Raw genomic sequence first — 23,708 nt, forward strand, 5'->3', positions numbered from 1 at the left:
TTTCCGTTCGTGTCGTGGCCGCGCTCAGCTGCCTTGCTTGTATTTCGCATTCAGTTCCTGCAGCAGCGGTTGCGCCGGCTCCAGCCCCAAGCGCTTTTCCGTGGCGATCAGCCAGCCCGTGCGGTGCCAGTCCTGCACCACCTTGTCGACGGCGGCGATGGTGTCGGCCTCGCCCTTGCGCGTCCACACGACGGAATTGGCCGGCAGCACCTCGGTGGCGATGGGCGCGTGGTAGTCGGCCCATTCCGGATTGCTGCGCAGCAGGGGGTGGATCAGCGTGGAATCGTGCACGGCCGCCACGCACTGGCCGCCGCGCAATGCCAGCAGCGAATCGGATGAACTCTTGTAGCCCTTGACCACGGCGCCGTAGTCGGCCGACAAGGGCTTGGCGAAGCTGCTGCCTTGCGACACGCAGACGGGCTTGCCTCGCAGGTCTTCCCACTTGGTGATGCCGCTGGTCTTCAGGGTGGCCGCCGCGCCGCCGACCCGGAAGAACGGCGTGGGGGCATAGCCCAGTATCTCGGCGCGTTCCGGATTCAGTTCCATGGACGCGATCAGCAAGTCCACCTTGCCGGAAATCAGGAACTGCGTGCGGGTGGCGGTCTGCACCTGCACCAGGTCCGCCTTCACTCCCAGGCCGCGGGCCAGTTCGCGCGCCAGTTCCGGGTTCCAACCCACCAGCTGCTGCGTGGCGGGGTCCAGCGAACCGAACACGCCGCCATTGGCCAGCACGCCGATGGTGACGGTGCCCCGTTCCTTGATCTTGTCCAGGGTGGCGTCGGCGTGGGCGGAGCCGGCGGCCAAAGCCAGCGCCAGCGCGATTGCGGTGCGGGCTGCGCCCGGTATCTTGCGGATTGCCATGTTGTCGTCTTGTCGTATGCAGTGAACGGAGGTCCATGCTGCGTGCCGCGGGCCGGCAAGACAAAGAAGACTTTCAGATATCAATATGCGGGGCGTCGTGTCCCCTGGGGAAGACGCGTCCGCGCATATAACGATATGACACGAAGCCGCGCTACTTCAGCTTCACTTCCGCCGAAGCGATCACGCGCCGATAGGTCGCGATGTCGTCGCGCACCGTCTGGTCCACGGCTTCGGGCGACGTGGCCGCAATGGTGAACCCCAGGTTTTCCAGCAGCGCCGCAGTCTCGGGGTCACGCAGCACCGCCACCACATCGTGGTTGATGCGGTCCACGATGGCGCGCGGCGTCGAGGCCGGCACCGAGAACCCTTGCCAGCTTTCCACCACGTAGTCCGGCAGTCCGGCCTCCTGGATCGTCGGCACATCCGGCAGCGCCTTGGACCGGTACGGCGTGGTGACGGCCAGGGCCACCAGCTTGCCGTTGCGGACGTTCTCGGTGGCCGCGGCCAGCGTGATCAGCATGGCGTCCACGTGCCCGCCCAGCACGTCCAGCGTGGCAGGCCCGCCGCCCGGGTAGGGAATCTGATTGGTCTTGGCGCCGATACGCTCGTTCAGCAGTTCCACTGCCAAATGCTGCAAGCTGCCGGTGCCGCCGGGCAAGGCCAGCGAAATCTCGCCCGGCCGCTGCTTGACCAGCGCCACGAACTCCTGGAAGGTCTTCACGCCCAGCCCTGGCCGCACCACCAGCAATTGCGGATTCACGACCGCCTTGGTCACCCCCTGCAAATCCTTGCCCGGGTCATAAGGCAGCTTGCCCGGCTGCAGGGCGTTCAGCGACAAGGCATCGCCGCTCAGCAACAAGGTGTAGCCGTCGCCCCTCGCGTGCGCAACCGCCGCGTTGCCGATGGCGCTGCTGGCGCCAGGTTGGTTTTCGACCACCACGCTTTGGTGCCATTTCTCGCCCAGCTTCTGCGCCACCGTGCGCGCCAGCTTGTCCGCGCTGCCGCCGGCCGAGACCGGAACGATGATCTTGACCGGCCGGTTCGGATAGCGGTTGGCGTCTTCACCCGGCACGGGCGCCGATCCGGCGAAATTGCTCAACAGCCCTGCACCCAGCACCACGCCCGCCAGCAAGCCCACACCGGTACGCCAGGCCCGCTTGCCGGCCCATTTTTGCTTGATGCTCATGCCACCGCTCCCGTGTCCACGCCGAACGCGCTGAACGGCTTGCCCAGCACGGCACTCGAATGCCGGCCATCCACGCCTACGGGCACGTCGCCCTCAAGCGTGATGCGGTACAGCACCCGCTCCACGTCCAGATAGGCGAAATCGCCCGGCCCCTGGTGCGCCGTGGCGCGGTTGTCCCAGAAGGCGATGCTGCCAGGCTCCCAGCGAAAGCGCGCGGTGTACTCGGGGCGGGTGATTTCCTCGAAGAACAGGTTCAGCAGGTGGCGGCTTTCCTCTTCATTCACGTCCTTGATGCGGCGCGTGAAGCCCGGGTTCACGAACAGCGCGCGCTCGCCCGTTTCAGGCAGCACCCGCACCACGGGGTGCTCGGACACCAGCGGACTGGCTTGCACGCGTTGCGCGTAGACGGTCTGGTTATCGAAATCGCCGTTGTAGCCGCCGAACTGATGGCGTGCCCACAGCGTGTCTGCCAGCGCGCGCAAGGCGGGCGACAGGTGTTCATAGGCCGCCACCAGGTTGGTGAAGACCGTGTCGCCGCCGTAAGCGGGAACCTGATGGCCGGCGCGCAGAATGGATCCCGCCGGCGGATTGACCACCCCGGTCACGTCCGTGTGCCAGCGCTCGCCGCGGCGGCCGGTCTTCGATGTGGACGAGATGGTGCGGATCTGCGGATAGCCTTCAGGCGGATTGGCGTCGTACGGATGCGCCGAAGTCGGCCGCCCGAAATACTGCGCAAACGCCAGATGCTGCGCGTGGTCGATGTGCTGGTCGCGAAAGAAGACCACCTTCCAGCGCAGCAGCGCGGCCTTGATCTGGTCGACCTCGTCGTCGCTCAATGGCCGGGTCAGGTCCACGCCGTGGATCTCTGCGCCAGTGAAGACGGAAAGCGGCCGGATATCCAGCCGCGTGCTTGCTAGCGTGCTCATGTGCTGCCCCTGTCTGTTTGGTAAAAACAGGATAGGTGCGGCCCATGCGCTCAACAAATACCGATACGCAATGTAAAAATAGCGCGCGGCGCGTGCCAAGCGTCGAAGCTCATTGCCATCGCACGTTACTCGATACGGTACAGGCTGCCGAATCCCTCCCCTTGCGCGGGCGTGCTGGTGGTGCAGCCTGGCATTGGCAGGCCCTCTCCCCATCCGGCGGCCAAGACCGCCACGTCACGCACAGGATCGGACGCCTTGGCCCGCTCGTTGCGCATGCGACAAGTTTCAGGATCGATCGCGAACAGCCCGCGTGCGAAGACTCGACCTTGCTCCGCCAGCTTTGCAGTTTTGGGGCTGCGTACCTTCGCGAACGCCCGAAAGGCCTCATCCAGGCGGCCGCTCGCGCCATCCAGGCACCGGACCACATGCCACGCATCCTCCAACGCCTGGCAGGCCCCCTGCCCCGACGTCGGCAACGGCGCGTGTGCGGCGTCCCCAACCAGCAGAACATTCGCCCGACTCCATGTATGCAGCGGCTCCAGGTCGTGCACCGCTATCAGCCGGATGGCATTTGCGGGCGTGGCACGGATGATATGCGCGACCGGTTCGGGCCATCCCGTGAACAGATCTTCGACCTCCTTGCGTATATCTGCGGTCGGCATGGCTTCAGATAGGGGCCGAGCCTGGGCTGCAGCCCAGTACACCAGTTGGGGTCGAACCGCGACGCAACCAAAGCGCTCGCCCGCCCCCCAGAAATCCTGAATCGAAATATCGTCCACCAGCGCATGCTGCCCCTGCGCCACGCCAATCCAGTTCACGAAGCCCTGATAGACAGGCGTGTTGTCACCTGCGACAAACTTGCGAGCCACGGAATCCATGCGACCGTCAGCGCCAATGAGCAGGTCCGGGCGGATGCTCGCACCGTTCTCGAAATGGGCCACAGCCCTGCCATGGGCATCCAGCTCAATACCCACCGCCCGGTGTCCGAACGCCACCGGTACCCTGGCCCGGGCTGCATGATCGAGTAATACCTCCTGCAAGTGCCGGCGTAGCACCGTGTAGGTCGGGTATCCCATCGTCCGGTCCAGCAAGGCAATATCGAGGCCTCCCAATGCATTGCCCGCAGCGTCCTGGCGGTGCATGACCAGCGGTCGACCGCCAATGGCGTCGATGTCTTGCAGCAGCCCCAGTTCTTCCAGCACAAAGCTGGCATTGGGCCAAAGCGTCACGCCGGCCCCCATGGTTGCCGGCTCCGCTCGGCGCTCATAGACCCGAGGGTTGTAACCCTGCTTGCGCAAAGCCAATGCCACGCTCAGGCCTGCGATACCGCCGCCAAGTATTCCAATTTCCAAGGTGAATCCCTCCTGTCCAACCGATGCTCGATGCACGGCTCACCACTTCGCATCGAACAAAATGGCATCTTAAATTCCGCCATGACAGAGAACTAGCGTGCAAAAATGGGACGCTTTCATACCTGAATCGGGATAATCAATGCGCGATGCGCTCGATCTGAATACCGTCCGTGTCTACATAGCAGTCGTTGATGAGCAAAGCTTTGCTGGCGCATCGCGTCTTTTGGCTATCCCCTCGTCCAACGTCAGCCGCTACGTTGCCGCACTGGAACGTCAACTCGGCACACGCCTGCTGGAACGAAGCACCCGCCATCTGCGTATGACGGAAGCCGGTCGACTGCTCTATGAACGCGCCAAGCCCTTGCTTGACACCCTGCTCTCCACACAGGAAGAGCTTGGTGCGGTACAGCGCGACCTGCGTGGTCCTCTGAAAATGTGCATGCCCGGCGAAGCGCCAAGGCTGCTGGCGCCCATCCTCGCCGAATTCTGTAGCCTCCATCCAGGCATCGAGCTGGAATGCGATACCCGGATGACCGGCCTGGAAGTGCTTCGAGAGGACGTTGACCTTTCCATCGTCTTCCACCGGGGCCGTCAGGAGGACAGCGCCTTCATCACCCGCGAACTCGCCACGCTGCCCAGCATCGTGGTTGCAGCCCCCTCCTTGCTGGCCAAGACCGGCATGCCACGTCACGTGCGCGAACTGAAGTCCCTGCCCTGTATCACGACCCTCAGTGCGCTGAAGGGCCAGCCCTGGCAGTTTCAGGATGCCTCCGGCGATATCGTCAAAGTGCCGGTACGCAGCCGATACCGCGTCAACAGCGGAGAATTGGCGGTGGCAGGCGCACGCCAGGGCATCGGCTTCGCGATTGTCGCGGCCTATCCCTGCCAGGACGACCTTGCCACGGGCCGATTGCAGGAGGTATCACTGGACCTGCGTCCCGCACCCCTGCAACTGCTGGGGGCATACAGCCATCGTCATTCCGTGACTGCGCGTGTTCGGGCGCTGCTGGATTTGATACAGGTCCGGTTGGCTGGATCGGCGAGCGTGAATAAGCCAAATCCCACGAAGTCTTGATGTAAAGGGTGTCGAGTTTCCGCCTTCTATGAATATCGACATCAGGCGCGGCTCTGCGTCAGGAACGCCAGCATGCGGCGCGCCAGTTCGCGTGGCTGCTCTTCGGGCAGATAGTGGCCGCAATCCTCCAGCACGCCGCCTTGGAGGTCTTGCGCCAAGGGCTTCAAGGCCTGGTGCAGATCAGGCGCGCTGCCCCGGTCGCCACCCAGCGCCAGCACCGGCACCGTCAGCGGCGTATCGCGCAGCGCCCGGTTCTGCGCCGCGTCTTCCACCGCCGCCCGGTAGTACCCCAACATGCCCCGCAGGCCGCCCAAGGTTTGATAGACGCGTTCGTACTCGTCGATGTCTGCACGGCTGAAAACCCCGGGCTTATTGGCGGTCTTGCGCGAAAAGAACCATTCGATCAGGATGCGCTCGCGGCCGGCCAGCAAGGCTTCGGGCAGGTCCGGCACGCTGTTGAACAGGAAATGCCAGCTCTTCCAATTGTCGGGCCCAAGCTCGATGGCAGGTTTCAACGTCACCCCGGGGATATTCGCATCCAGCAGCACCACGCGCTCGACCTCGGCGGCGTAACGCGCTGCATACGGGTATGCGATCCACGCGCCGATGTCGTGGCCCGCCAGCGCATAGCGCGTCAGGCCCATGGTGTGGAACAAGGCGCGCAGCCGCTCGCCGGCGGTGCGCGTATCGTAGCCATCCAGCGGCTTGTCCGAATCCCCTTGCCCGGGCAGGTCCACCGCGAACACGCGGAAATGCGGGGCCAAAAGCGGCATGACCCGGCGCCATGCGTACCAGCTCTGCGGAAAGCCCGCCAGCAGGATCAGCGCCGGGCCTGCGCCGCCTTCCACCACGTGATAACCCAGGCCGTCCACCGATACCCGCCGATGCTGGAACGTCACGCCGTCCAACGCAAAGGCGTCCGGGCTTGCGAATGTGGTCATTGTCGATGGCTCCGTATCAGTGCAGCGCGCCGCCGCCGACCTTGATGTCCTGGGTTACGGCGAGCGAGGTCGCCACCATGATCTTCACGCCCTGCACCAGCACGTCCAGCGCCAGGCTGGGCGCACCCGGATGGCGGGTCGCCATTTCCGGCAGATACGGCACGTGCACGAAGCCGCCGCGCAGCGCGGGCCGCTCCGTGGCAATGAAATGGGCCAGTCCGTAGAAGATGGTGTTGCAGTTGTAGGTGCCCGCCGTCAGCGACACCGACGCCGGCACGCCGCCCGCGCGCAGGTCGCGCACGATGGCCTTGATGGGCAGCGACGAGAAGTACGCCGCCGGGCCGCCCTCCACCACCGGTTCGTCGATGGGTTGGCGGCCGTCGTTGTCCGGAATGCGCGCGTCCACCACGTTGATCGCTACCCGTTCGACGGTCACATCGCTACGCCCGCCCGCCTGGCCCAGGCAGATCACCAGGTCCGGCTGCACGTCTTCGATCGCCTGCCGCAGCACGCCCACCACCTTGCCGATCACGCAGGGCAGTTGGCGCGCCACCAGGCGGGCGCCGGCCACCTCCTGGCCATCCAGGCGGCGCGCCGCCTCCCAAGACGGGTTCAGCGATTCTCCATCGAAGGGTTCGATTCCGGTGATGAGCACGGTGGGCATGGCAGGTTCCTTTTCTGTATCCATGCCGGAAATGGTAGAAGCGCGCCGTGCAATTGTTGAAATCGATAATTGTTATTCGTACTATTGATGGCATGAATCTATCTGCCGTCGACCTGAACCTGCTGGTCGCCTTCGAAGCTCTGTACGAAACGCGTAACGTGACCCTGGCCGGGCAGCGCATCCACCGCGCCCAGCCTTCGGTCAGCAGCGCGCTCAACCGCCTGCGCCGTGTCTTCAATGACGAGCTTTTCGTGCGCACCGCCGACGGCATGCAGCCCACCGACCACGCTATGGCGCTGATGCCCGCCATCAGCAGCGCGTTGGACCAGATCCGCCGCGCCCTGGAGCAAGGCGCGGGCTTCGACCCGGCCGCTGCCGACGGCCGGCGCTTTACCCTGGCTGCCAGCGACTACGCCGACGTCGTGTTGGTGCCGCACATCGTTGCCCGGCTGCGGCGCGAAGCGCCCGCGGCCGATCTCCGCGTGGCCCGGCTGGACCGCGCCACCATCTATGAACAGCTGGACAACGGCAGCGTAGACATCGCCATCGGCGGCCACCTCACCGCGCCCAAGCGCATGCGCGTCACGCCCCTGTATGAAGAATCGTTCGTCTGCATCGCCGACAAACAGCACGCTGGCCTGCGCGGCCGCAAGCTAACCCTGGACCGCTACGTGGCGCTGCCCCACGCGCTGTTCGTACCCAGCGATGACGGCTCGGCCCGCGGCGTGATCGACGCCAGCCTGGCGCGGCTGGGCCGCAAGCGCCGCGTCGCCTGCACATTCGCGCATATCGTCGCCTTGCCGCACACGGTGGTCGGCACGGACTTGATCGCCACGCTGGCGCGCCGGGCGGCGTTGCGATTGGCTGGCCAAGCCCTCAGCCTGCGGCCCTTGCCGCCTGAAGTGGACCCGGGCCTGTTCGGCATCGACATGGTCAGCAGCCGCCGGGCGCCGGCGGATGCCGCCCTGGCCTGGCTGCAGGGGCTGATCCAGCGCGCGGTCAAAGACCTGACGGATTGACCGCGGCTGGCGAGCGGCCCTGTGGCCTTATTCGACGCCCGAGAAGAACGCGCACTGGCCCGGGTAGCCGGGCCGCGCATCGCAGGCCTTCAGGCATCCGGGTTTACCGCCCGGGAAGCTGGCGGCCACCGACATTCCGAAGCCATACGTCGGCGTCGTCACGTCGAAGCGGCTTTCGCACACCGTCTTCGCGCTGTAGGCGAACGTCATGCCCTCACGCCGGCCATTGATGGCGAACGCGACCTGAAAGCTGTGCATGCTGTTCCACCCCGGCCTTGGCAGCACAACGAAGCGGTAGCGGTTGGCGTCCAGGCGTTCGCCAAAGATCTTCAGCTGCGCGGACGTCGTCCGGGTCGTGGGCGACGGGTACGGCAAGGCCAACAGTGCCCGCGGGTCGCCCAGCACGCCCAGATCGAAGCCCAGGCCCTTCTGGTAGAAAGGCACGTCCAGGCTGGGATAGCCGGCATACTCCACCCGCTTGACCTTCGACCCGAACTCATTCGTCTTGGGCGCGTAGTCGGGCGCCCGCGCAAACGTCACATCAAGCGTCAGCGCCACATCCGCCGGGTTGGCGTCTTCGGACCGGACGTGCTTTTCGTACACGTCGGGCGAGCTCGCACACCCGACAAGCGCCGCGGCACCCGCAAGGGCCACGCCGCGCAGAACCTGGAACACAGGCGTTCTCATCACGTCATCGCTCCTGCCGGGATTGCTCCGGCAGGGGAACCGCCTTCAAGCCCTGCCCCACGAATTGCCAGCCGTCCTTGCCTTCCTGCCATCGAAAATTCCTGTTGATCCATTCGGCCTTCATGTTGGCGTAGAGCCGGCGCTGGTCAATGCGCTTGCCTTCGGCCAGCGCCTTGCGCGCAAGTTCCGAACTGCCGTCCGACGCGGGCCTGAAGGCGGCGATCTGCATCGCCCTGGTAAACGGCACGCTGGCATATGGGCCTTCGTCCGCTTTGCTCAATCGGATCTCGTTATCCAGCAGCAACGCGCCGTGGCGATTGTCTGGCGACACCGACACCAGAAGCGGAATGGAACGCTGATATTCCTTCGGCAAGGCGTGCTCAAACCACAGCACCTGTCCCGTGGACGTCACCAGCGCGCGCGACCCCGCGGTGAACAGCAGCAGGTCCTGCCGCCCGGGTTGCGCCAGGCCCATGTCCGGGTCGCGCATATCGACGGTCGGGCTCAGCACGCGCGCAAGCGGCGTGTCGTTCTGCACGGCGATCAGTATCGTGCCCACGCCCATGAAATCGTTGGACACCGCCATCAGCATCGGCTGGCCCTCTTGCGTCGGGCCCAACGCTTTCACGTAAATGAACTCGTAGGCGTTCAACGGCCGGTAGGCCTTGCCGCGATACTTGATCTGCCGCAGCGTGGACGCCGGATAGCCTTCCAGTTCGAAGGCACCGCCCAGCGGCTCGGTGGCCTTCAGGTAAGTGGGTGCGGCAGCGGGCGCCGCCGCCTGCGCATGCGCGGCAGCCGGCATCCACAAGGCCAATCCCAGTACGGCGACGGCGCACGCTTGGGCGCGCCGGTTAAGCGTCAGAACGGTTCTACTCGGATGAAGCAAGGCATCCTTGGCGGACAGCGCCGCATGAAAGAGGTGCCCGCATTCTAGGCCAAGCCGGCTCCCCCCCCGCTGCCTGGGCTATGCGCCTGCCAGACGCACGATGCAGTCCGCGTTGACCGCCTTTACGTCCACCACGCCCAGTAGCCCCATGTTGCGCCGGACCTCTTCCACGATCAGGCCGATGGCGTGGGCCACGCCGCGCTGCCCCGCCACCGCCGCCGCATAATTGAAAGGCCGGCCCACGAAGACGCAACGCGCGCCCAGCGCCATGGCCTTCAGCACGTCCGACCCGCGCCGCACCCCGCTGTCGAGCATCACGTCCATGCCGCCGGCGGCGTCCACCACCGCCGGCAAGGCCTGCAAGGGCGACAGGCTGCCGTCCAGCTGCCGGCCACCATGATTCGATACGATCACGCCGTCCATGCCCTGCGCGCGGGCCGTGCGCGCATCGTCGGGATGCAGAATGCCCTTGATCACCATCTGCCCCTTCCAGCGGCGGCGGATGGCCGACACATGCTGCCAGTTCAGATGGCCCCGGTCGGAAAAATCGCGCAGCACATTGGCGGACAGGATCGGCGCGCCCCGCGTCGCGTAGTTGTTCTCGAAGTGCGGCATGCCATGGCGCCACAGCGTGCGCAGGAAGGTGCCGAACAACCAGCGCGGATGCGTAAGCCCCTGCCAGGCCAGGCTCGCGCTGGGCCGCAGCGGCGTCGAAAAGCCCGCGCGTACATTGTTCTCGCGATTGGCGGCCACCGGCGTATCCACCGTCAGCACCAGCGTCGTCACCCCGGCCGCCGCCACCCGGTCGATCAAGGCCGCGATCTGCGCGTCGTCGCCCGGCAGGTAAGCCTGGAACCACGTGCCCGGGGCGGCCTGCATGACTTCCTCCAACCGGATCAGCGACGATCCGCTCATGATGCACGGCACGTCCGCGTCCGCCGCCGCGCGGGCCAGCACGATGTCGCCGCGGTAGCTGGACAGGGCCGAAATGCCCATCGGCGCCACACCGACGGGCGCCGCGTATTCGCGGCCCAACACTGTCGCCCGCGTGCTGCGTTGGGACACATCCACCAGCACTTTGGGCCGGAAACCAAACTGGGCGAACGCCTGCCGGTTGCCGCGCTCGGACTGCCCGTCTTCCACCGCCCCGGACACATAGGCGTAGATCGGCTTGGGCAATCGCCGCTTCGCGGCCGCCTCGAAATCATGCAGGCTGAGCAAATGGCGCAGAGGATCGGGCATGGGTTGGGGCTCCTCGCGGCGGTCGACCAGCCTGTGCAGGCGCCGCCGCGCTGTTGTCATGGGAATGGCGGATGACTATAGGCGCGGCGCCATTTTGAATAAAGTGACTTTATCGATATTGGTTATTACACTTTTATTCGCCCTCAACTCGATCTTCCGTTACCGCCCACCCCCGCCATGACGCTTAAGCAACTTGAAGCCTTCTACTGGGCCGCCACCTGCAAGAACTTCGCCATTGCCGCCAACCGGCTGAATATCTCGGTGTCGTCGCTGTCCAAGCGCATCGGGGAACTGGAGGCATCCATCGGCGCGGACCTGTTCAACCGCAGCGCGCGCAGCGCCACGCTGACCGCCCTGGGCGAACAACTGGTGCCCCACGCCAAGGACCTGCTGCGCAACGCCGACCAGTTCATGCAGCAAGCCAGCAACAATCTGACGTATTCCGGGCGGTGCCGGTTTGGCGCGGGAGAACTCACGTCTATCACCTGGATGCCCCGGCTGATCGAAGAAATCCAGCGCGCGCATCCCAATCTGCTGGTGGAACCGTACGTGGGCGTGGGCGAGCTGATGGAGCGCGGGCTGGAAGAAGGCGATCTGGATTTTGCCGTGATCGCCGGCCCGTCGTCGCGCGCGTCCATCGCATCGCACCTGATCGGCAGCGCGGACTTCGAATGGGTGGCGTCCTCCCGCGCGGTGCCCGACCCGGCGGCGCTGACCCCGGCCGACCTGCCGGGGCTGACCTTGATCACGCAGCCGCAAAGCTCCGGCGTGATCCGCATGCTAGACGACTGGCTGACCGAACAAGGCGTATCACCCGGCCGCACCCAATGCTGCAATAGCTGGGGCGCCATTGCCGGCATGCTGCGCCAGGGCCTGGGGCTGGGTTTCCTGCCCACCGCCTGGGCGCGCATCCTGATCCAGCGCGGCGATCTGCACCGCCTGCCGGGGCTCGCGCCCCTGCGCCCCCTGCCCTACACCTTCCAGTGGCGGCGCGACGACACGCGGCCCATGCTGGAAAGCCTGCGCGTGCTGGCGCAGGACACGCTGGATTTCGAGGCACCGGCTGGAATGGTGTGAGCGGGCCAACTGTTTACTAAAAGTCGCCCTTAACTCCGAAAATTATTCGCTTTATCTCCGGTTTTGGCACGGGTAGAGTCGCCTCAAAACACACCATGCCTATACGGAGACCACGCGCAATGCCGGATTTCGGTTCCTCTCAGCAAGAATTCCCCAAACGCCTGTGCCGGCTCGACCTGTGGCTGAACCCGGTGTTCGACCAGCTTATGGACGCCGAGCCCGGCATCGGCTTGTCGGTGTTGCCGGCGCGTGGCGACGATGCGCGCACGTTGGCCGGCCTGAAGACCGCCCACGCCTATCACGTATCCGCCGCCCGCGATGAACTGCCCCGCCAATGGTTCGTGAACGCGGAACTGATTTCGCAATGCCCGGATCTGGTTTGCGTGTCTTCGGGTGGCGCGGGCTACGACACGGTCGACGTGCCGGCTTGCACGGCCGCCGGCATCGCCGTGGTGAACCAGGCGGGCGGCAACGCCGCGTCGGTCGCCGAACACACGTATGCGCTGCTGCTGGCGGTGCAGCGCCGCGTCGTCGAATCGCATCAACGCTTGCGCCACGACACCGGTTTTTCCCGTGAAGACCTGATGGGCCACGAGATCCATGGCACGGTGATCGGCCTGGTGGGCATCGGACAAATCGGTACTCGGGTCGCCCGCATCGCGCAAGGCTTCGGCATGCGGATCATTGCGCATGACCCGCTGCTGGACGCCGACACCATCCGCAGCCGCGGCGCCGAACCGGTTGGGCTGGCCGAGTTGTTGGCGCAATCGGACGTGGTGTCGCTGCATTGCCCGTTGGACGCGTCCACGCGCGGCCTGATCGATGCGCGCGCCTTCGCCGCCATGAAACCGGGCGCCGTATTCATCTCGACCGCACGCGGCGGCATCCATGACGAAGCCGCCCTGTATGACGCCTTGCAGGGCGGGCACCTGCGCGGCGCCGGCCTGGACGTCTGGAAGCAAGAACCCCCTCCGCGCGATGCGCCGTTGCTGGGGCTGCCCAACGTGGTGGCCACCTTCCACACCGCAGGCGTCACCCACGAGGCCCGGCGCAACGTCGCGCAATCGTCCGCGACCCAACTGATCGCGATGCTGCGCGGCGAGCGCCCCCCGCAATTGCTCAACCCCGAAGTCTGGCCCGTCGCCGCGGCACGCATCGCCAAATTGAAGTAACGCAGTGCCCGCAACGCCACCACGGCGTTGCCCCCCCTTAAAAAACAGCGCGGCACCAAGCCGCCGACCCATCCCGCGAGGAGACACCATGCAACACCCCAACAAGCGCCGCATGCTGCGCGCACTGGCCGCGTCCGCCGCCCTGCTGTCGGGCGCCGCCTTCTTTGGCGGCAGCGCCCAGGCCGCCGGTTACCCGGAGCGCCCCATCAACCTGATCGTGTCCTACGGCCCCGGTGGCGGCACTGACCTGGTGGCGCGCATGATGGCGCCGTTCCTGCAGAAATACCTGGGCAACGACGCCCGCATCGTGGTGCTGAACCGCCCGGGCGCAGGCGGCGCTATCGGCTTCACCGAACTGGCGCGCGCCCAGGCCGACGGCTACACCATCGGCTTCATCAACACGCCCAACCTGCTGACGATTCCCATCGAACGCAAGTCCAACTTCACCTGGCAAAGCTATGACTTGCTGGGTAATCTGATCGACGATCCCGGCGCCTTCACCGTGCGCCGCGACAACGAACTGAAGACGCTCGCCGACCTGTCGGCGTACGCCAAGAAGAACCCCGGCAAGGTCACGGTGGGCACGACCGGCACGGGGTCGGACGACCATCTGGCGATGCTGCGGTTCGAACGGGCGTCAAGCACGAAGCTCAGCCACATTCCCTACAAGGGCGCCGGCGAAGTGCGCGGCGCGCTGGCGGGCGGCGAGATCATGATCGGCGCAATCAACGTCGGCGAGGCGCTGCAGTACCAGAAAGGCGGCACGCCGTTGCGTTTCCTTGGACAGATGGGCAAGACGCGCTCGGCGGCGCTGCCCGACGTGCCCACCTTCAAGGAACAGGGTTATGACTTTGAACTGGCGTCCTTGCGCGGCCTGGCCGCCCCCAAGGGACTGCCGGCGGAGGTGCGCGGCAAGCTCGTCGACGCGGTCAAGCGCACGGTGGACGATCCGGAGTTCCAGGCGAAAGCCAAAGAGATGTTTGCCCCGCTGCGCTACCTGGCCCCCGCCGATTACGCCCATGAATTGGCGGCCGGCGAGGCAGATTTCCAGACGCTGTGGAAGGAAGCCCCCTGGCTGGACAAATAAGCCGGGTGCGGCCAGACCGGGCCTGGGCCTGGGCCGCCAGCGCTTACTGCGCCTTGACGTCTTCGCCCGGGTAACCGTCGATATAGGCGCGGCCCGAGCAGCGCACCATGGCCACGCAAGCCGGCGCGCCCGTCTTGGCCGTGCAAGTGGTGCGCGACGTCTCGCGCGCCGACACCGCATCGGTGTTCACCGCCGTGAATCGCGTGCCGCGGCCTTCGCTGCCCTTGACCCAGGCCATGCCCACGCAGCTGTCCTTGTAGGTCAGCAGCTTGCGGCAGTCCTTGCAATCTTCCCACTTCAACAGCATGGTGACGGCCTCGTCTTCGGTGGGATAGCCGTCCGCATAGAGCATGCCCCCATCGCCGTTTTCAGCCACGGCGCCCCAGTAGCCGCGGCTGTCCATCTTGGCCGACAGCGCTTCCACGTCGGCGGGCTTGGCCCGCTTCGGGGCCGCAAGGTCTTCGGCGCTATAGGCCGGTCCCGCGCACAACGGCATCGTGGTCAACCGGCACTTTCCGTCCGGGCTGCCTGCCGTGCAGCGGCGCATGGCCTTCTTGGCCGCCATTTCTGGCGACACGCTGTTGCCCGGGAACAGGTCCTGGCGCGAATTGCGCGCATAGACCATGCAGCTGTCCCAGAACGTGGTCAGCACCTTGCATTCCTTGCCGCCCGCCCGCTTGCACTCGGCGATCGCCCCCATATCGGCCCACTGCTTCGTCTTTTCCGGCATCACCCAATAAATCTTGTCGTGCTTGCCGTCGGTGGCAACGCCGCCATAGACCGTATCAGCCTGCGCCGCAGGAGAGGCCAGGCCCGCCACCAAAGCAAGAGCGGCGAACGCGGCACGGATCAGGAGAAGGAATCGGGCAGACATCATCGTCGGAGTCAGGGGTCGAGTGGAGAGCGGGGACGATCTTAGCAAGAAGCTCCTCTGGTCCGTCCCCCTGTGAATATCGCCTGCCGGCATATTACGTAACAAATTTCACAGACCGCGAAGGGCTACTGGCCCCGTTTTCCGGTAAAAATGTCAAACTTTTCTGAAAGCAGACCGACAGCGGCAGGCGCATGCGCCACCAGACGGTGTCTGCGGCTCAGACAGCCCTCGGTCACGAAAAGAAACAAAACGCGTTGAGCCACCTTGATCCGCCACGGAGCATCGACAGCACGCCATGAAGTCGCCCCAGCCCTCCCCGATTCGCCGCAAGCCGCTCTGGCGAGCAGCCAGCCTGATTGCCGCCGCCGCCAGCCTTGCCGGCTGCGCGCCGATGCCGACGGGCGGCAGTTCCGCGCTGCCCTCGTTGGGCAATGTGTTCAAGTCGGGCCTGTCCTTCTCGCCCAGCGTGAACGTGGCCAAGAACATGGAAGGCCGCTCGATCAATGACGCCATCGCGGCCCTGGGCGAACCGTCCAGGACGCGCACGGTAGGCAACACCGTCGAGCTGGAGTGGTCCGACTATCAGACCGCGCCCTACACGGAATGGGTCACCACCGGCTCCAGCCAGCAGGTTGTCGGCATGATCGCCGCCACCAACACCACCGCCGCCACCCCCGTCTTCCAGACCAACACGACCGGCCACTACCAGAACCGGTCGCGCGTCTATGAATGCAAGGTGCTGATGCAGATGCAGAACAGCGTCATCGTCAGCTCCAGCGTCGACGGCAACGTGTGCCCGGAGTTCATTGCCGCGTTGCGCAAGTGGGCAGGTGAAAACGAGGCGAACAACTACGTCGTGAAGTAAGCGGCGGGATCAGCCCTTGGCGGCTTCCGGCAGTTTCGCGATCACCTTGATCTCGAAGTCAAAGCCGTACAGCCACGTCACGCCCACGGCGGTCAGGGTCGGATGCGGCGCCTCGCCCCAGTATTCCGGCACCACCTGCCAGATGGCTTCGAACTGAGACGCGGGATTGACCATGAAGACCGTCACGTCGACGATGTCGTCGAACGTGCTACCGGCCGCTTTCAAGATGACGTTCAGATTGTCGAACGCCCGCCGGACCTGCGTTTGAAGGTCCGGCTCCGGCGAGCCGTCCTCGCGGCTGCCCACCTGCCCCGACACGAACAGAAAACCATTGGACCGGATCGCCGGGGAATACCGGTTGCGTTCGTAAAGCGCCTGGCGGCCCGGGGGAAAAACGACGTCGCGCGTAGTCATCAGTAAGCTCCATCAATGGGCCGGAACCGGCCCGTCATTAACCATGGCTTCACTGTAAAGACCGGGCCGGGCCCGATAAACGGGCAACGTTGTCCATCACTGTTTGTAGAATCCAAACAATCTGCACACCCCCTGGAGCCGGGCATGGACCGATTCGATGCGATGCAGGCGTTCGTCCGCGTGGTGGAAGCCGGCAGCTTCACCAAGGCGGCGGAAACGCTGCACGTGAGCAAGACCAGCGTCACGCAACTGGTGCAGCAACTGGAGGCGCGCCTGCGCGTCAAGCTGCTGAACCGGACCACGCGCCGGGTCGCCGTCACCGCCGACGGCGCCGCCTACTACGAACGCGTCGTCAAATTGCTGGCCGACATGGACGATGCCGAAACCGGCTTATCCGCCGCCTCGGCCGCGCCCCGTGGACGCTTGCGCGTGGACGTGCCCAGCCCGCTTGCCCGCATGATCCTGATCCCCGCACTACCGGCTTTCCACGCCCGATATCCCGACATCCAGCTGGACATGGGCGTCAGCGACCGCATCGTGGATGTCATCGGCGAGAACGTCGATTGCGTCGTGCGCGGCGGTGAAATCACCAACCAGTCTCTGATGGCCCGCCGGGTGGCCGACCTGCAACTGGGCGTTTATGCCGCGCCCAGCTATCTGGAACGCGCCGGCCTGCCATCCCACCCGAAGGAATTGGAAGACACGCATCACCGGATCGTCGGCTACCTGTGGTCGCGCATCGGCCGCGCCTTTCCCTACGCCATGCACCGCGGCGACGAAAGCGTCAACGTGCACGGGCGCTACGTGCTGGCGGTGGACGACGGCAATGCCTACCTGGCCGCCGGCTTGGCCGGCATGGGCGTGCTGTGGCTGCCGCAATACATGGTCCGGCCCTACCTGGCGCGCGGCGAACTGGTGCCGATTTTCGAAGACTGGCGCCTGGACCCCATGCCGCTATACATCGCCTTCCCGCCGAACCGGCACGTCAGCGCCAAGCTGCGCCTGTTCATCGATTGGGTGGTGGAATTGATGGGACACTATGTGCCAGCGCCTGCTGGGTCCATCACGTCGTGAGGTCCCCCACCTACCCAGTCCCTCTGGCCTACCTTACAGAGGCTGTGAGCTAGACGCGGCTGATGAACGACTGCCATCGGCCAGGAGCGGACATGCTCAGTTCGGACAGCCTGCTGAACAAAACTGGCATCAACAAACTGCTTCGCAGACTCTTGGTCTCACCTCACTCTTCCGGGGGAGACCAATCATGGACGGCGAGGAACCGCTCGGATTCTGGAGGCTTCTCATAGACGCTACCCACTGGGGCATCAAGGAGCGGAACGATACTCGAGTCGAAATTAGCAATCGTATTGACGTCATGGACTCCATGATTCTTGGGATCGTCCATGTAAGCGTTATCCTCAAAACCGCTCAAGAATCGCCAACCGCTATCAACACTGTTGTCTGGTGCCTCTCGGTACATGAACCGAACCGGAAAACCCTCTACTGTTATCCGGTCGGTGGCAATGCATCCACCTCGGCCGATAACCAAGGGTTTGATTTCTTCCGCGGTCAGCTTGAATTTCTTTTCCATCTGTCTCTCCGAGTTGAGAGTTGGCAATTAACCAAATTTTGGCACACTGACCCTACATGCCGTGACCGGCGAAACAGCCAGCGTCGCGTTTGCCTACCAATGCTATACGGGGCAACACCCGACCAAGGCCGCGCGAGCCCAAAGCATTGATCTACACGTGGTCAAACTACCTGAGGCTAAAAAGGGGTTTATCCTGCTGCCCCGCCGTTGGATGGTCGAACGCCCCTTCGGCTGGCTCAACCGCTTCCGACGGCTGACCCGAGATTATGAGCGACTGCCAGAAACTCTCGCCGCTCTTCGACCTCGGATGCGACTTGCTGCAATACCTGCCGGTTATGCTTGTTGTTCAGTTCATAAAATGCCGCCCTGTCGAGGATCGTGGCTGGATTAGTGCGATTATTAGCATCATCAATGTTCAAGACATGCTTGGCCTTGCCGACGTTCGGATTGACATCCAATGCCGGGGCCGGTTACTCCCCCGCCGTGCCGTCCATCACTCCTTTCACGCCGATTCTCGACAGGCAATCCGAATCATGAAAATCTTTGCCGCAGCGTTGCTAAGCCTTTCGTTCCTGGTGATGGCTCCCTCCGTCGCGGAAACTGACGGGGATCAAGCGGAGCTCCTGGGGACGCTGACTGGCGGAAGTTGGCATTCCCGCGACGGGCAGGGCTCCTACCGGGTGATCTTGGAGAACGTGGGCTTCGAGCATGTGAGCTGCCATGTCTGGATCGAGTGGTTGACCACTACGACATCCGGAAATAAGCAACCCGGGCAACCGCCGCGCCTCGTCGCCAGGACGTCATACAAGGAAATCTCGAGCGGCTTCTGGTCTTGCAATTCAGAGAAGGTCGGGTTGGCCGGTGCCACGCTGACCATCCACGCCAACCACACCTATTCCGGCGAAAACCGCAAGTTTTGCGCCGTGCTGGGGGCACCGGGTGAGTACCGCGATCAGGGCTTATGCTGAGCCTGCTTCCATATCGCGCGGGTTAGTGCCTGCGGCACGCCACGAACATTCCGATCTGTCTGTATATCTCGGCCCAGTAAGGGGCGCGAACGGGGCAATTACCGGGTTTTCGTGCGTTGCTTCAACACGGCCCACGACAACGGCGCTCTAACACAGGTCAAACGCTCTAAGACCTCCTGCGGACATTGGTGAACGGCAGCTATAGGCAAGGCACAAGGACCGCACTGAGCGGTCCACGGCACTCGTGAAGGAGCCGTGATGTGCAGCCGGCTTTATCGGATCTTCCCGAGCAGAATCGGCTGACGTGAGCGGTCTCTCCCCGGCTCTGTCAACGATCACCACCATGGGCAGTTATCATCGGGGCGCGGCATGACAATGGAGACGGCGACGCGAGTATGAGTGCAATCCTGCAAGTCACGGAAGAACCCCTGGCTGAGGAGGACATCCTGCTGCTGCGCCGTAACCGCAGCGGCAGATCGCTGACGGCCGTGTTCGCCAGCCTGACGTTCCTGCTGCTGTCGAGCAGCGCGATCCTGTGCGTCGCCCTGTTCGTGTCCGACCGCAGTCTGCACCGCGGTGCCGAAGGCATGGTGGTGCTGTCGTGTGCGGTGGCGATGGCGGGCTTCGCGGTCTTTCTTGGACGCAGGTTGTTGCGCATGCCGCGCGCTTGGCGACGCTTCAACCAGGCGTTGACGGGGCGACTATCCAAACAGATCGTTTCCGGACACCTGACCGGCTTCGGCCCGTCCGAAGGGCCGGGCATCTGCTACACCTTCGGCGAGCAGCGCGTGGACGTGGCGCTGCCGTTCTGGAACGAGATCACGAGGGACACCCGTAACGGCTCGCGGCCCCTGACGGCCGCGGCGCTGACAGATTTGCCGGTGCGCCTGCATCTGCTGACGCTGCGGCCCGGCGAGCCGCCGGTGCTGCTGCGGGCCGAATACCCGATGAGCGCACAGGCCTGGAATTCGGTCGAGGAAGTCAGCGATGCCGACCGCGAGACTGTGCGCAAGGAAGAACTGGGCGCGCGCAAGCTCTTCTACGCGCTCGCCCTGGTAGCCCTGGCCGGCAGCCTGTTCCTGGGGCCCTTGATCCTGCTGGCCCCATTCTTCGTACTCATGGGACTCGTCCTGGGCATGCGTAGCCCCAGGCTGAAGCGCGCCCGCTACAAGCACGGAGTGCGCGGCCTGGTCGAAGAGATCGTGACCTACCGCATGCGCACGACCAACCCGGGCGTATTCACGCTGGTCCACAACTATCGCATCGGCGGCGTGATGTACCGGGTGGAGCACTTCGGTCAGGAGGCCGCACCGGGCCAGGGCGTCGCGTTCGAGTATCTGGACGGATCGGACTTCCTGGGGCCGCGTGCCTTGTTCTTCCAGATCGAAGACCAGCCCACCATGACGCTATAAGCGCACTGTCGCGCATCCCGCCCATGCCCAGTTGGTCTCCAGTACCGGAGATAGTGCCTGGGGCGATCTGATCGTAAGCGACTCCCTCAGCGGCGGTTCGCTACCTCGGAATCGGGGTCTCTGATGTCCTTGAGATGGCAGAGCAAACCGAGGATTGATGCATCCCGGATCCCACCCGACCGACATGAGGAGTGTGCTTCAGGTCTCTTGAAGATTGTGATGGAGCCGCCGCTTTAGTTGGTAAAGGCACAGGCGTCAGCTTAGATCTGGTAAAAACTGAGCCGGGTATTGGAATAAGAATGCCTCTGATGCTCCAGCGACAAGATCACAAGACCAGAGATGTGCACTAGCTCGGTTAAGCTGATTTGACGTGTCACGAGGGGGATGTGTTGTGCTGTAAGCAAGACATCATCCACATACAACTTGAGAAGATAGGATCATGACCCAGCCGCATTCAACACGCCCACCCGCTTACGCACTGAAAACACGGTATGCACCTGCGATGAAGCTTCTCTTTACGTTAGGCCTTGCAATTCTATGGACGGGTGCCCAAGCCGCTAGTTTTGATTGCAACAAGGCCGTGGGCACTACGGAAAGGTTGATCTGTAGCGATGCCGAGACATCCGCGCTGGATGGAAAATTGCAAGGGGCCTATGAAGCAGCACTAGCCGCAACCGATGCCTATGGCAAGAAAGAGTTGACTAAAGAACAGCGCAATTGGATCAAATACGCTCGTGACATTTGTCAAGACAGCGCCTGCCTGCAGCAGGCATACACAACCCGCATCGCGATGCTAGCGCGTAATGAGGAACATATTGCGGATGGCGAGGTGTACTCAGACTGCAAGCTGCCAGGCAACCAAACCGTTAGCGGCGAATGCGTTAATGTTGTGTCGATTCGTGATCCCAACTCCCGTGTTGAATCGTTCAACCAATCGTTGGCGTATCAGAAGCACAACGGCCGAATCATCGGTTGTAGCCGGCTAATTGATCTACCGGTTGGCGTCGCTGGGGGTAATCACAGTTTTGGCGGCTCCTGCGTATTGCAGGAAGGTACGCAGCGCAAGAACGTGAGGATCTGCAACGACGATATGTTCGGGCATTTCCAAGTAGAGCCGACCACGCCCCAGGATGCCTCAGACAAGCGCTTGGTCGACTTTACTTACGCGCAATGCTATGGCGGTTGATGGCAAGCGCCCGGGCCTGTCCGTGATTTTGTGTGCGAGGCCTCGTTCCAACAGGCGGGGCTAAGCCCGAGGGCCAGACCAACGAGCGCAACGGCGCCAGCGGCAAGACGGTGCAGACCGAGCATGGTCCGGCGCGCGTGGAGCGTCCGCACGACCGTGACGGCTCGTTCACCCCGACCCTGATCCCCAAGCACGAAAGGCGCTTTACCGGGTACGAAAAAGAGTCACAGGAGATCAGACCCAATGCCGGAGGAGCTGCGCTTGAGCGTCTGAATCCACAATCGCCAAAAATGGGGGGATCACCATTCATTCCCCGTACTGGTCCGTGCTGACCTTTTCCATCCAATCCACCGCCTTCCCATCTAGGGATTCAGCGATTGCAATGTGGCTCATACCCACCGTCGGACCGGCTCCATGCCAGTGCTTGACGCCAGGAGGAATCCACACGACGTCGCCGGGGCGGATCTCCTGCACGGGATCGCCCCATTTCTGTACTCGCCCCACACCTGACGTGACGACGAGCGTCTGGCCCAATGGATGCGTATGCCAGGCTGTGCGTGCGCCTGGCGCAAAGGTAACAACGCCTCCCCCCACGCGCGCGGGCGCAGCGGCTTGAAAGCGCGAATCCACAAACACGGATCCGGTGAAGTTTTGCTCCGCACCCGCGCTGCTTGGGTTGGAACCGACCCGTGTAACGTTGATCGGCTCCTGTTCGGCGGCATAGACGGCCGACGCGCCGAGGGACAAGGCAAGGGCTGCTGCGGGAAGTCTCATGTTCATCCTTTCTGTAATCGCTTTGATTGGTTCATGGTGTTCGCTTGATTTCCTTGTTCATTTCATTGTCTTCAGAACAGGGCTGACCACGGCCCGTCAAATGTCGAGCTGACGCTCGCTCATCCACTTCACCATGGCCGGATCCCTATGCGAGAAGAAGCTGCTTTCGCCGGTCTCGAGCTGGGCGATGCGGGCCATGTCGGCCTCATCCAGGGTGAAGTCGAGCACTCTCAGGTTCTCTTCCATCCGTTTCTTGCGCACCGACTTGGCCAGCGCCACAATCTCGCGCTGCGTCCCCCAGCGCAGCACGACCTGCCCCACCGATTTGCCGTGCTTGCGGCCGATGTCCACCAGCGCTTCGTTCTGGAACAGGTTGTTGCGACCTTCGGCGAACGGCGCCCAGGCCTCGGCCTGCACACCGTTCTCGCGCATGAAGGCCACGCTTCCTTCCTGCTGAAGGAACGGATTGACCTCCACCTGGTTCACCGCCGGCACGACATCGTTGAAGCCGATGATGTCCATCAACCGGTCGGGATGAAAGTTGCTGACGCCGATAGCTCGAACCTTGCCGGCCTTCAGGGCGTCTTCCATTGCGCGCCACGATCCATGCACGTCACCAAATGGCTGGTGGATGAGGTAGAGGTCCAGATAGTCCAGCTGCAAACGACGCAGCGATTTGTCTATAGCTTGCTGGGTGCGCTCATACCCAGTGTCTTGCACCCAGAGTTTCGTCGTCACGAAGAGGTCGGCGCGCGGGACGCTGGCATTCTTGATGCCCCGGCCAACCGCCTCCTCGTTCAGGTAGGACGCCGCCGTGTCGATCAGCCGATAGCCCGTGCCGATGGCCTCCACCACGCAGCGCTCGCATTCCTGCGGGTCAGGAATCTGGAAAACGCCATAGCCGAGGATGGGCATCACGACGCCATTGTTCAAAGTCACTTGTTGCATGGTTAGCTCCTATGTTTGCGAGACGCCGCTAAGCCAGCTCGTCACGCGTTCCATCGTCCGCCGCTCCTGGTCCATTTCAATGATGAAACCATCGAGGAGCCGCGCCTTCGGCGCATCGTTTGCCAGCACTGACTTGCTGTTCCCTGGCCCGTAGCCGCCGTGTCGTAGCCCGCGATGGCGGGCGCCGTCGCCTCCAGAGGCGGCCTGTATCCGCTCTCGGTCTGCTTGCGAGCTTGCTCGACCGTTTGCTCGTAGTCTTCTGGATAGGCACTGGCCGGCCGGATCTCGAACAGATCGGTGCCACGGGCACGATGAATCAGGCCGGCGACGACGCGCGTATTGCCCGATCGCGAAAAATAGACCACCAGTGTCCGCGAGCCCAGCTGTCGCATCTCACCGCCCTGAGCGTTCGATGCCGTGGTCGCGGCTCCCAGCGGAAGCGCCACAAGCGCAGCCATCACCGTACGTCGAGTCGAATCATGGGCGACAGTCATCCAAGCC

25 protein-coding genes and 2 pseudogenes are annotated in these 23,708 nt (G+C 63.8%); 12 read left to right on the plus strand and 15 right to left on the minus strand.

The annotated features are described in order from the left end of the window. Positions 1-24 precede the first annotated feature (24 nt). The 4 genes from AC3WMU_RS07500 to AC3WMU_RS07515 form a co-directional block, all read right to left on the minus strand. The gene (locus tag AC3WMU_RS07500; RefSeq protein ID WP_454676881.1) at positions 25-861 is read right to left on the minus strand and encodes a transporter substrate-binding domain-containing protein; all 837 of its coding nucleotides are present in this window, start codon (positions 859-861) and stop codon (positions 25-27) included. 151 nt (positions 862-1,012) lie between these two features. Then, positions 1,013-2,047, minus strand: a complete 1,035-nt coding sequence (locus AC3WMU_RS07505) for a Bug family tripartite tricarboxylate transporter substrate binding protein (RefSeq protein WP_280027615.1) — start codon at positions 2,045-2,047, stop codon at positions 1,013-1,015. Continuing rightward, positions 2,044-2,973, minus strand: a complete 930-nt coding sequence (locus AC3WMU_RS07510; protein ID WP_492282109.1) for a TauD/TfdA dioxygenase family protein — start codon at positions 2,971-2,973, stop codon at positions 2,044-2,046. Before AC3WMU_RS07510 ends, AC3WMU_RS07505 begins: the two co-directional genes overlap by 4 nt. Positions 2,974-3,098: 125 nt before the next feature. Then, positions 3,099-4,325: an FAD-dependent monooxygenase gene (locus AC3WMU_RS07515; protein ID WP_454676879.1), complete on the minus strand. Its 1,227-nt coding sequence runs from the start codon at positions 4,323-4,325 to the stop codon at positions 3,099-3,101. Between the two features lie 139 nt (positions 4,326-4,464). Here AC3WMU_RS07515 and AC3WMU_RS07520 point away from each other — a divergent pair, with 139 nt between their 5' ends. Further along, positions 4,465-5,400: a LysR family transcriptional regulator gene (locus tag AC3WMU_RS07520; protein ID WP_492282110.1), complete on the plus strand. Its 936-nt coding sequence runs from the start codon at positions 4,465-4,467 to the stop codon at positions 5,398-5,400. A 41-nt stretch (positions 5,401-5,441) separates the two neighbouring features. On the opposite strand, the gene AC3WMU_RS07525 is transcribed toward AC3WMU_RS07520, so the two are convergent. Both AC3WMU_RS07525 and pcp read right to left on the minus strand, forming a co-directional pair. After that, entirely contained in the window at positions 5,442-6,341 is a 900-nt protein-coding gene (locus tag AC3WMU_RS07525) for an alpha/beta fold hydrolase (protein WP_424625856.1), read from the minus strand. Positions 6,342-6,357: 16 nt separating this feature from the next. After that, complete coding sequence (gene pcp / locus AC3WMU_RS07530) at positions 6,358-7,005, minus strand: pyroglutamyl-peptidase I (RefSeq protein ID WP_315130488.1); 648 nt, start codon at positions 7,003-7,005, stop codon at positions 6,358-6,360. Positions 7,006-7,097: 92 nt separating this feature from the next. Between pcp and AC3WMU_RS07535 the strand changes: the two genes are divergently transcribed. Next, positions 7,098-8,024, plus strand: a complete 927-nt coding sequence (locus AC3WMU_RS07535) for a LysR family transcriptional regulator (RefSeq protein ID WP_492282111.1) — start codon at positions 7,098-7,100, stop codon at positions 8,022-8,024. Positions 8,025-8,051: 27 nt separating this feature from the next. On the opposite strand, the gene AC3WMU_RS07540 is transcribed toward AC3WMU_RS07535, so the two are convergent. The 3 genes from AC3WMU_RS07540 to AC3WMU_RS07550 all read right to left on the minus strand — a co-directional run bounded on the left by AC3WMU_RS07540 (position 8,052) and on the right by AC3WMU_RS07550 (position 10,842). Next, on the minus strand, positions 8,052-8,711 hold the full coding sequence (locus AC3WMU_RS07540) for a hypothetical protein (protein ID WP_280027700.1): 660 nt from the start codon (positions 8,709-8,711) through the stop codon (positions 8,052-8,054). Between the two features lie 4 nt (positions 8,712-8,715). Further along, on the minus strand, positions 8,716-9,516 hold the full coding sequence (locus AC3WMU_RS07545) for a hypothetical protein (RefSeq protein WP_492282112.1): 801 nt from the start codon (positions 9,514-9,516) through the stop codon (positions 8,716-8,718). 162 nt (positions 9,517-9,678) lie between these two features. After that, positions 9,679-10,842 carry an alpha-hydroxy acid oxidase gene (locus AC3WMU_RS07550; RefSeq protein ID WP_424625860.1) on the minus strand — a complete coding sequence of 388 codons (1,164 nt, stop codon included), beginning with the start codon at positions 10,840-10,842 and terminating at the stop codon, positions 9,679-9,681. Positions 10,843-11,019: 177 nt separating this feature from the next. Between AC3WMU_RS07550 and AC3WMU_RS07555 the strand changes: the two genes are divergently transcribed. The 3 genes from AC3WMU_RS07555 to AC3WMU_RS07565 all read left to right on the plus strand — a co-directional run bounded on the left by AC3WMU_RS07555 (position 11,020) and on the right by AC3WMU_RS07565 (position 14,178). Next, positions 11,020-11,919 carry a LysR family transcriptional regulator gene (locus AC3WMU_RS07555; protein ID WP_492282113.1) on the plus strand — a complete coding sequence of 300 codons (900 nt, stop codon included), beginning with the start codon at positions 11,020-11,022 and terminating at the stop codon, positions 11,917-11,919. A gap of 119 nt (positions 11,920-12,038) precedes the next feature. Further along, positions 12,039-13,091, plus strand: a complete 1,053-nt coding sequence (locus tag AC3WMU_RS07560) for a hydroxyacid dehydrogenase (protein WP_492282114.1) — start codon at positions 12,039-12,041, stop codon at positions 13,089-13,091. Positions 13,092-13,179: 88 nt separating this feature from the next. Next, a complete protein-coding gene (locus tag AC3WMU_RS07565) occupies positions 13,180-14,178 on the plus strand; it encodes a tripartite tricarboxylate transporter substrate binding protein (RefSeq protein ID WP_492282115.1) in 999 nt (332 codons plus the stop codon). A 43-nt stretch (positions 14,179-14,221) separates the two neighbouring features. Here the strand turns inward: AC3WMU_RS07565 and AC3WMU_RS07570 are convergent, their stop codons facing one another. Further along, positions 14,222-15,055, minus strand: coding sequence for a DUF4189 domain-containing protein (locus tag AC3WMU_RS07570; protein ID WP_492282116.1), 834 nt, complete (start codon positions 15,053-15,055; stop codon positions 14,222-14,224). A gap of 292 nt (positions 15,056-15,347) precedes the next feature. Here AC3WMU_RS07570 and AC3WMU_RS07575 point away from each other — a divergent pair, with 292 nt between their 5' ends. After that, positions 15,348-15,917, plus strand: a complete 570-nt coding sequence (locus AC3WMU_RS07575; protein WP_492282117.1) for a hypothetical protein — start codon at positions 15,348-15,350, stop codon at positions 15,915-15,917. Between the two features lie 9 nt (positions 15,918-15,926). Here the strand turns inward: AC3WMU_RS07575 and AC3WMU_RS07580 are convergent, their stop codons facing one another. Beyond that, entirely contained in the window at positions 15,927-16,331 is a 405-nt protein-coding gene (locus tag AC3WMU_RS07580; RefSeq protein ID WP_492282118.1) for a RidA family protein, read from the minus strand. Between the two features lie 144 nt (positions 16,332-16,475). Between AC3WMU_RS07580 and AC3WMU_RS07585 the strand changes: the two genes are divergently transcribed. Then, positions 16,476-17,405 (plus strand): LysR family transcriptional regulator, encoded by a 930-nt coding sequence (locus tag AC3WMU_RS07585; RefSeq protein WP_492282119.1) that lies wholly within the window; start codon positions 16,476-16,478, stop codon positions 17,403-17,405. A gap of 163 nt (positions 17,406-17,568) precedes the next feature. Here the strand turns inward: AC3WMU_RS07585 and AC3WMU_RS07590 are convergent, their stop codons facing one another. After that, positions 17,569-17,919 carry a DUF2185 domain-containing protein gene (locus AC3WMU_RS07590; protein WP_492282120.1) on the minus strand — a complete coding sequence of 117 codons (351 nt, stop codon included), beginning with the start codon at positions 17,917-17,919 and terminating at the stop codon, positions 17,569-17,571. Between the two features lie 64 nt (positions 17,920-17,983). On the opposite strand from AC3WMU_RS07590, the pseudogene AC3WMU_RS07595 reads away from it, so the two are divergent. From AC3WMU_RS07595 to AC3WMU_RS07615, 5 genes and pseudogenes are all read left to right on the plus strand, one after another. Continuing rightward, positions 17,984-18,310: pseudogene (locus AC3WMU_RS07595) on the plus strand (transposase); the annotation flags it as partial. A gap of 142 nt (positions 18,311-18,452) precedes the next feature. Next, positions 18,453-18,887 carry a hypothetical protein gene (locus AC3WMU_RS07600; RefSeq protein ID WP_492282121.1) on the plus strand — a complete coding sequence of 145 codons (435 nt, stop codon included), beginning with the start codon at positions 18,453-18,455 and terminating at the stop codon, positions 18,885-18,887. Between the two features lie 395 nt (positions 18,888-19,282). Beyond that, positions 19,283-20,299, plus strand: a complete 1,017-nt coding sequence (locus AC3WMU_RS07605; RefSeq protein WP_006223098.1) for a hypothetical protein — start codon at positions 19,283-19,285, stop codon at positions 20,297-20,299. Between the two features lie 439 nt (positions 20,300-20,738). After that, positions 20,739-21,485 (plus strand): lysozyme inhibitor LprI family protein, encoded by a 747-nt coding sequence (locus AC3WMU_RS07610; protein WP_492282122.1) that lies wholly within the window; start codon positions 20,739-20,741, stop codon positions 21,483-21,485. A 47-nt stretch (positions 21,486-21,532) separates the two neighbouring features. Further along, positions 21,533-21,703, plus strand: a pseudogene (locus AC3WMU_RS07615) (transposase); the annotation flags it as partial. Positions 21,704-21,791: 88 nt separating this feature from the next. Here the strand turns inward: AC3WMU_RS07615 and AC3WMU_RS07620 are convergent. The 3 genes from AC3WMU_RS07620 to AC3WMU_RS07630 form a co-directional block, all read right to left on the minus strand. Then, positions 21,792-22,265 (minus strand): (R)-mandelonitrile lyase, encoded by a 474-nt coding sequence (locus tag AC3WMU_RS07620; protein ID WP_492282123.1) that lies wholly within the window; start codon positions 22,263-22,265, stop codon positions 21,792-21,794. Between the two features lie 90 nt (positions 22,266-22,355). Then, positions 22,356-23,207, minus strand: coding sequence for an aldo/keto reductase (locus tag AC3WMU_RS07625; protein WP_492282124.1), 852 nt, complete (start codon positions 23,205-23,207; stop codon positions 22,356-22,358). 41 nt (positions 23,208-23,248) lie between these two features. Next, positions 23,249-23,701 carry a flavodoxin gene (locus AC3WMU_RS07630; RefSeq protein WP_280027576.1) on the minus strand — a complete coding sequence of 151 codons (453 nt, stop codon included), beginning with the start codon at positions 23,699-23,701 and terminating at the stop codon, positions 23,249-23,251. Positions 23,702-23,708: the final 7 nt, after the last annotated feature.

It is taken from the genome of Achromobacter sp. FW305-C-13, from assembly GCF_058783475.1.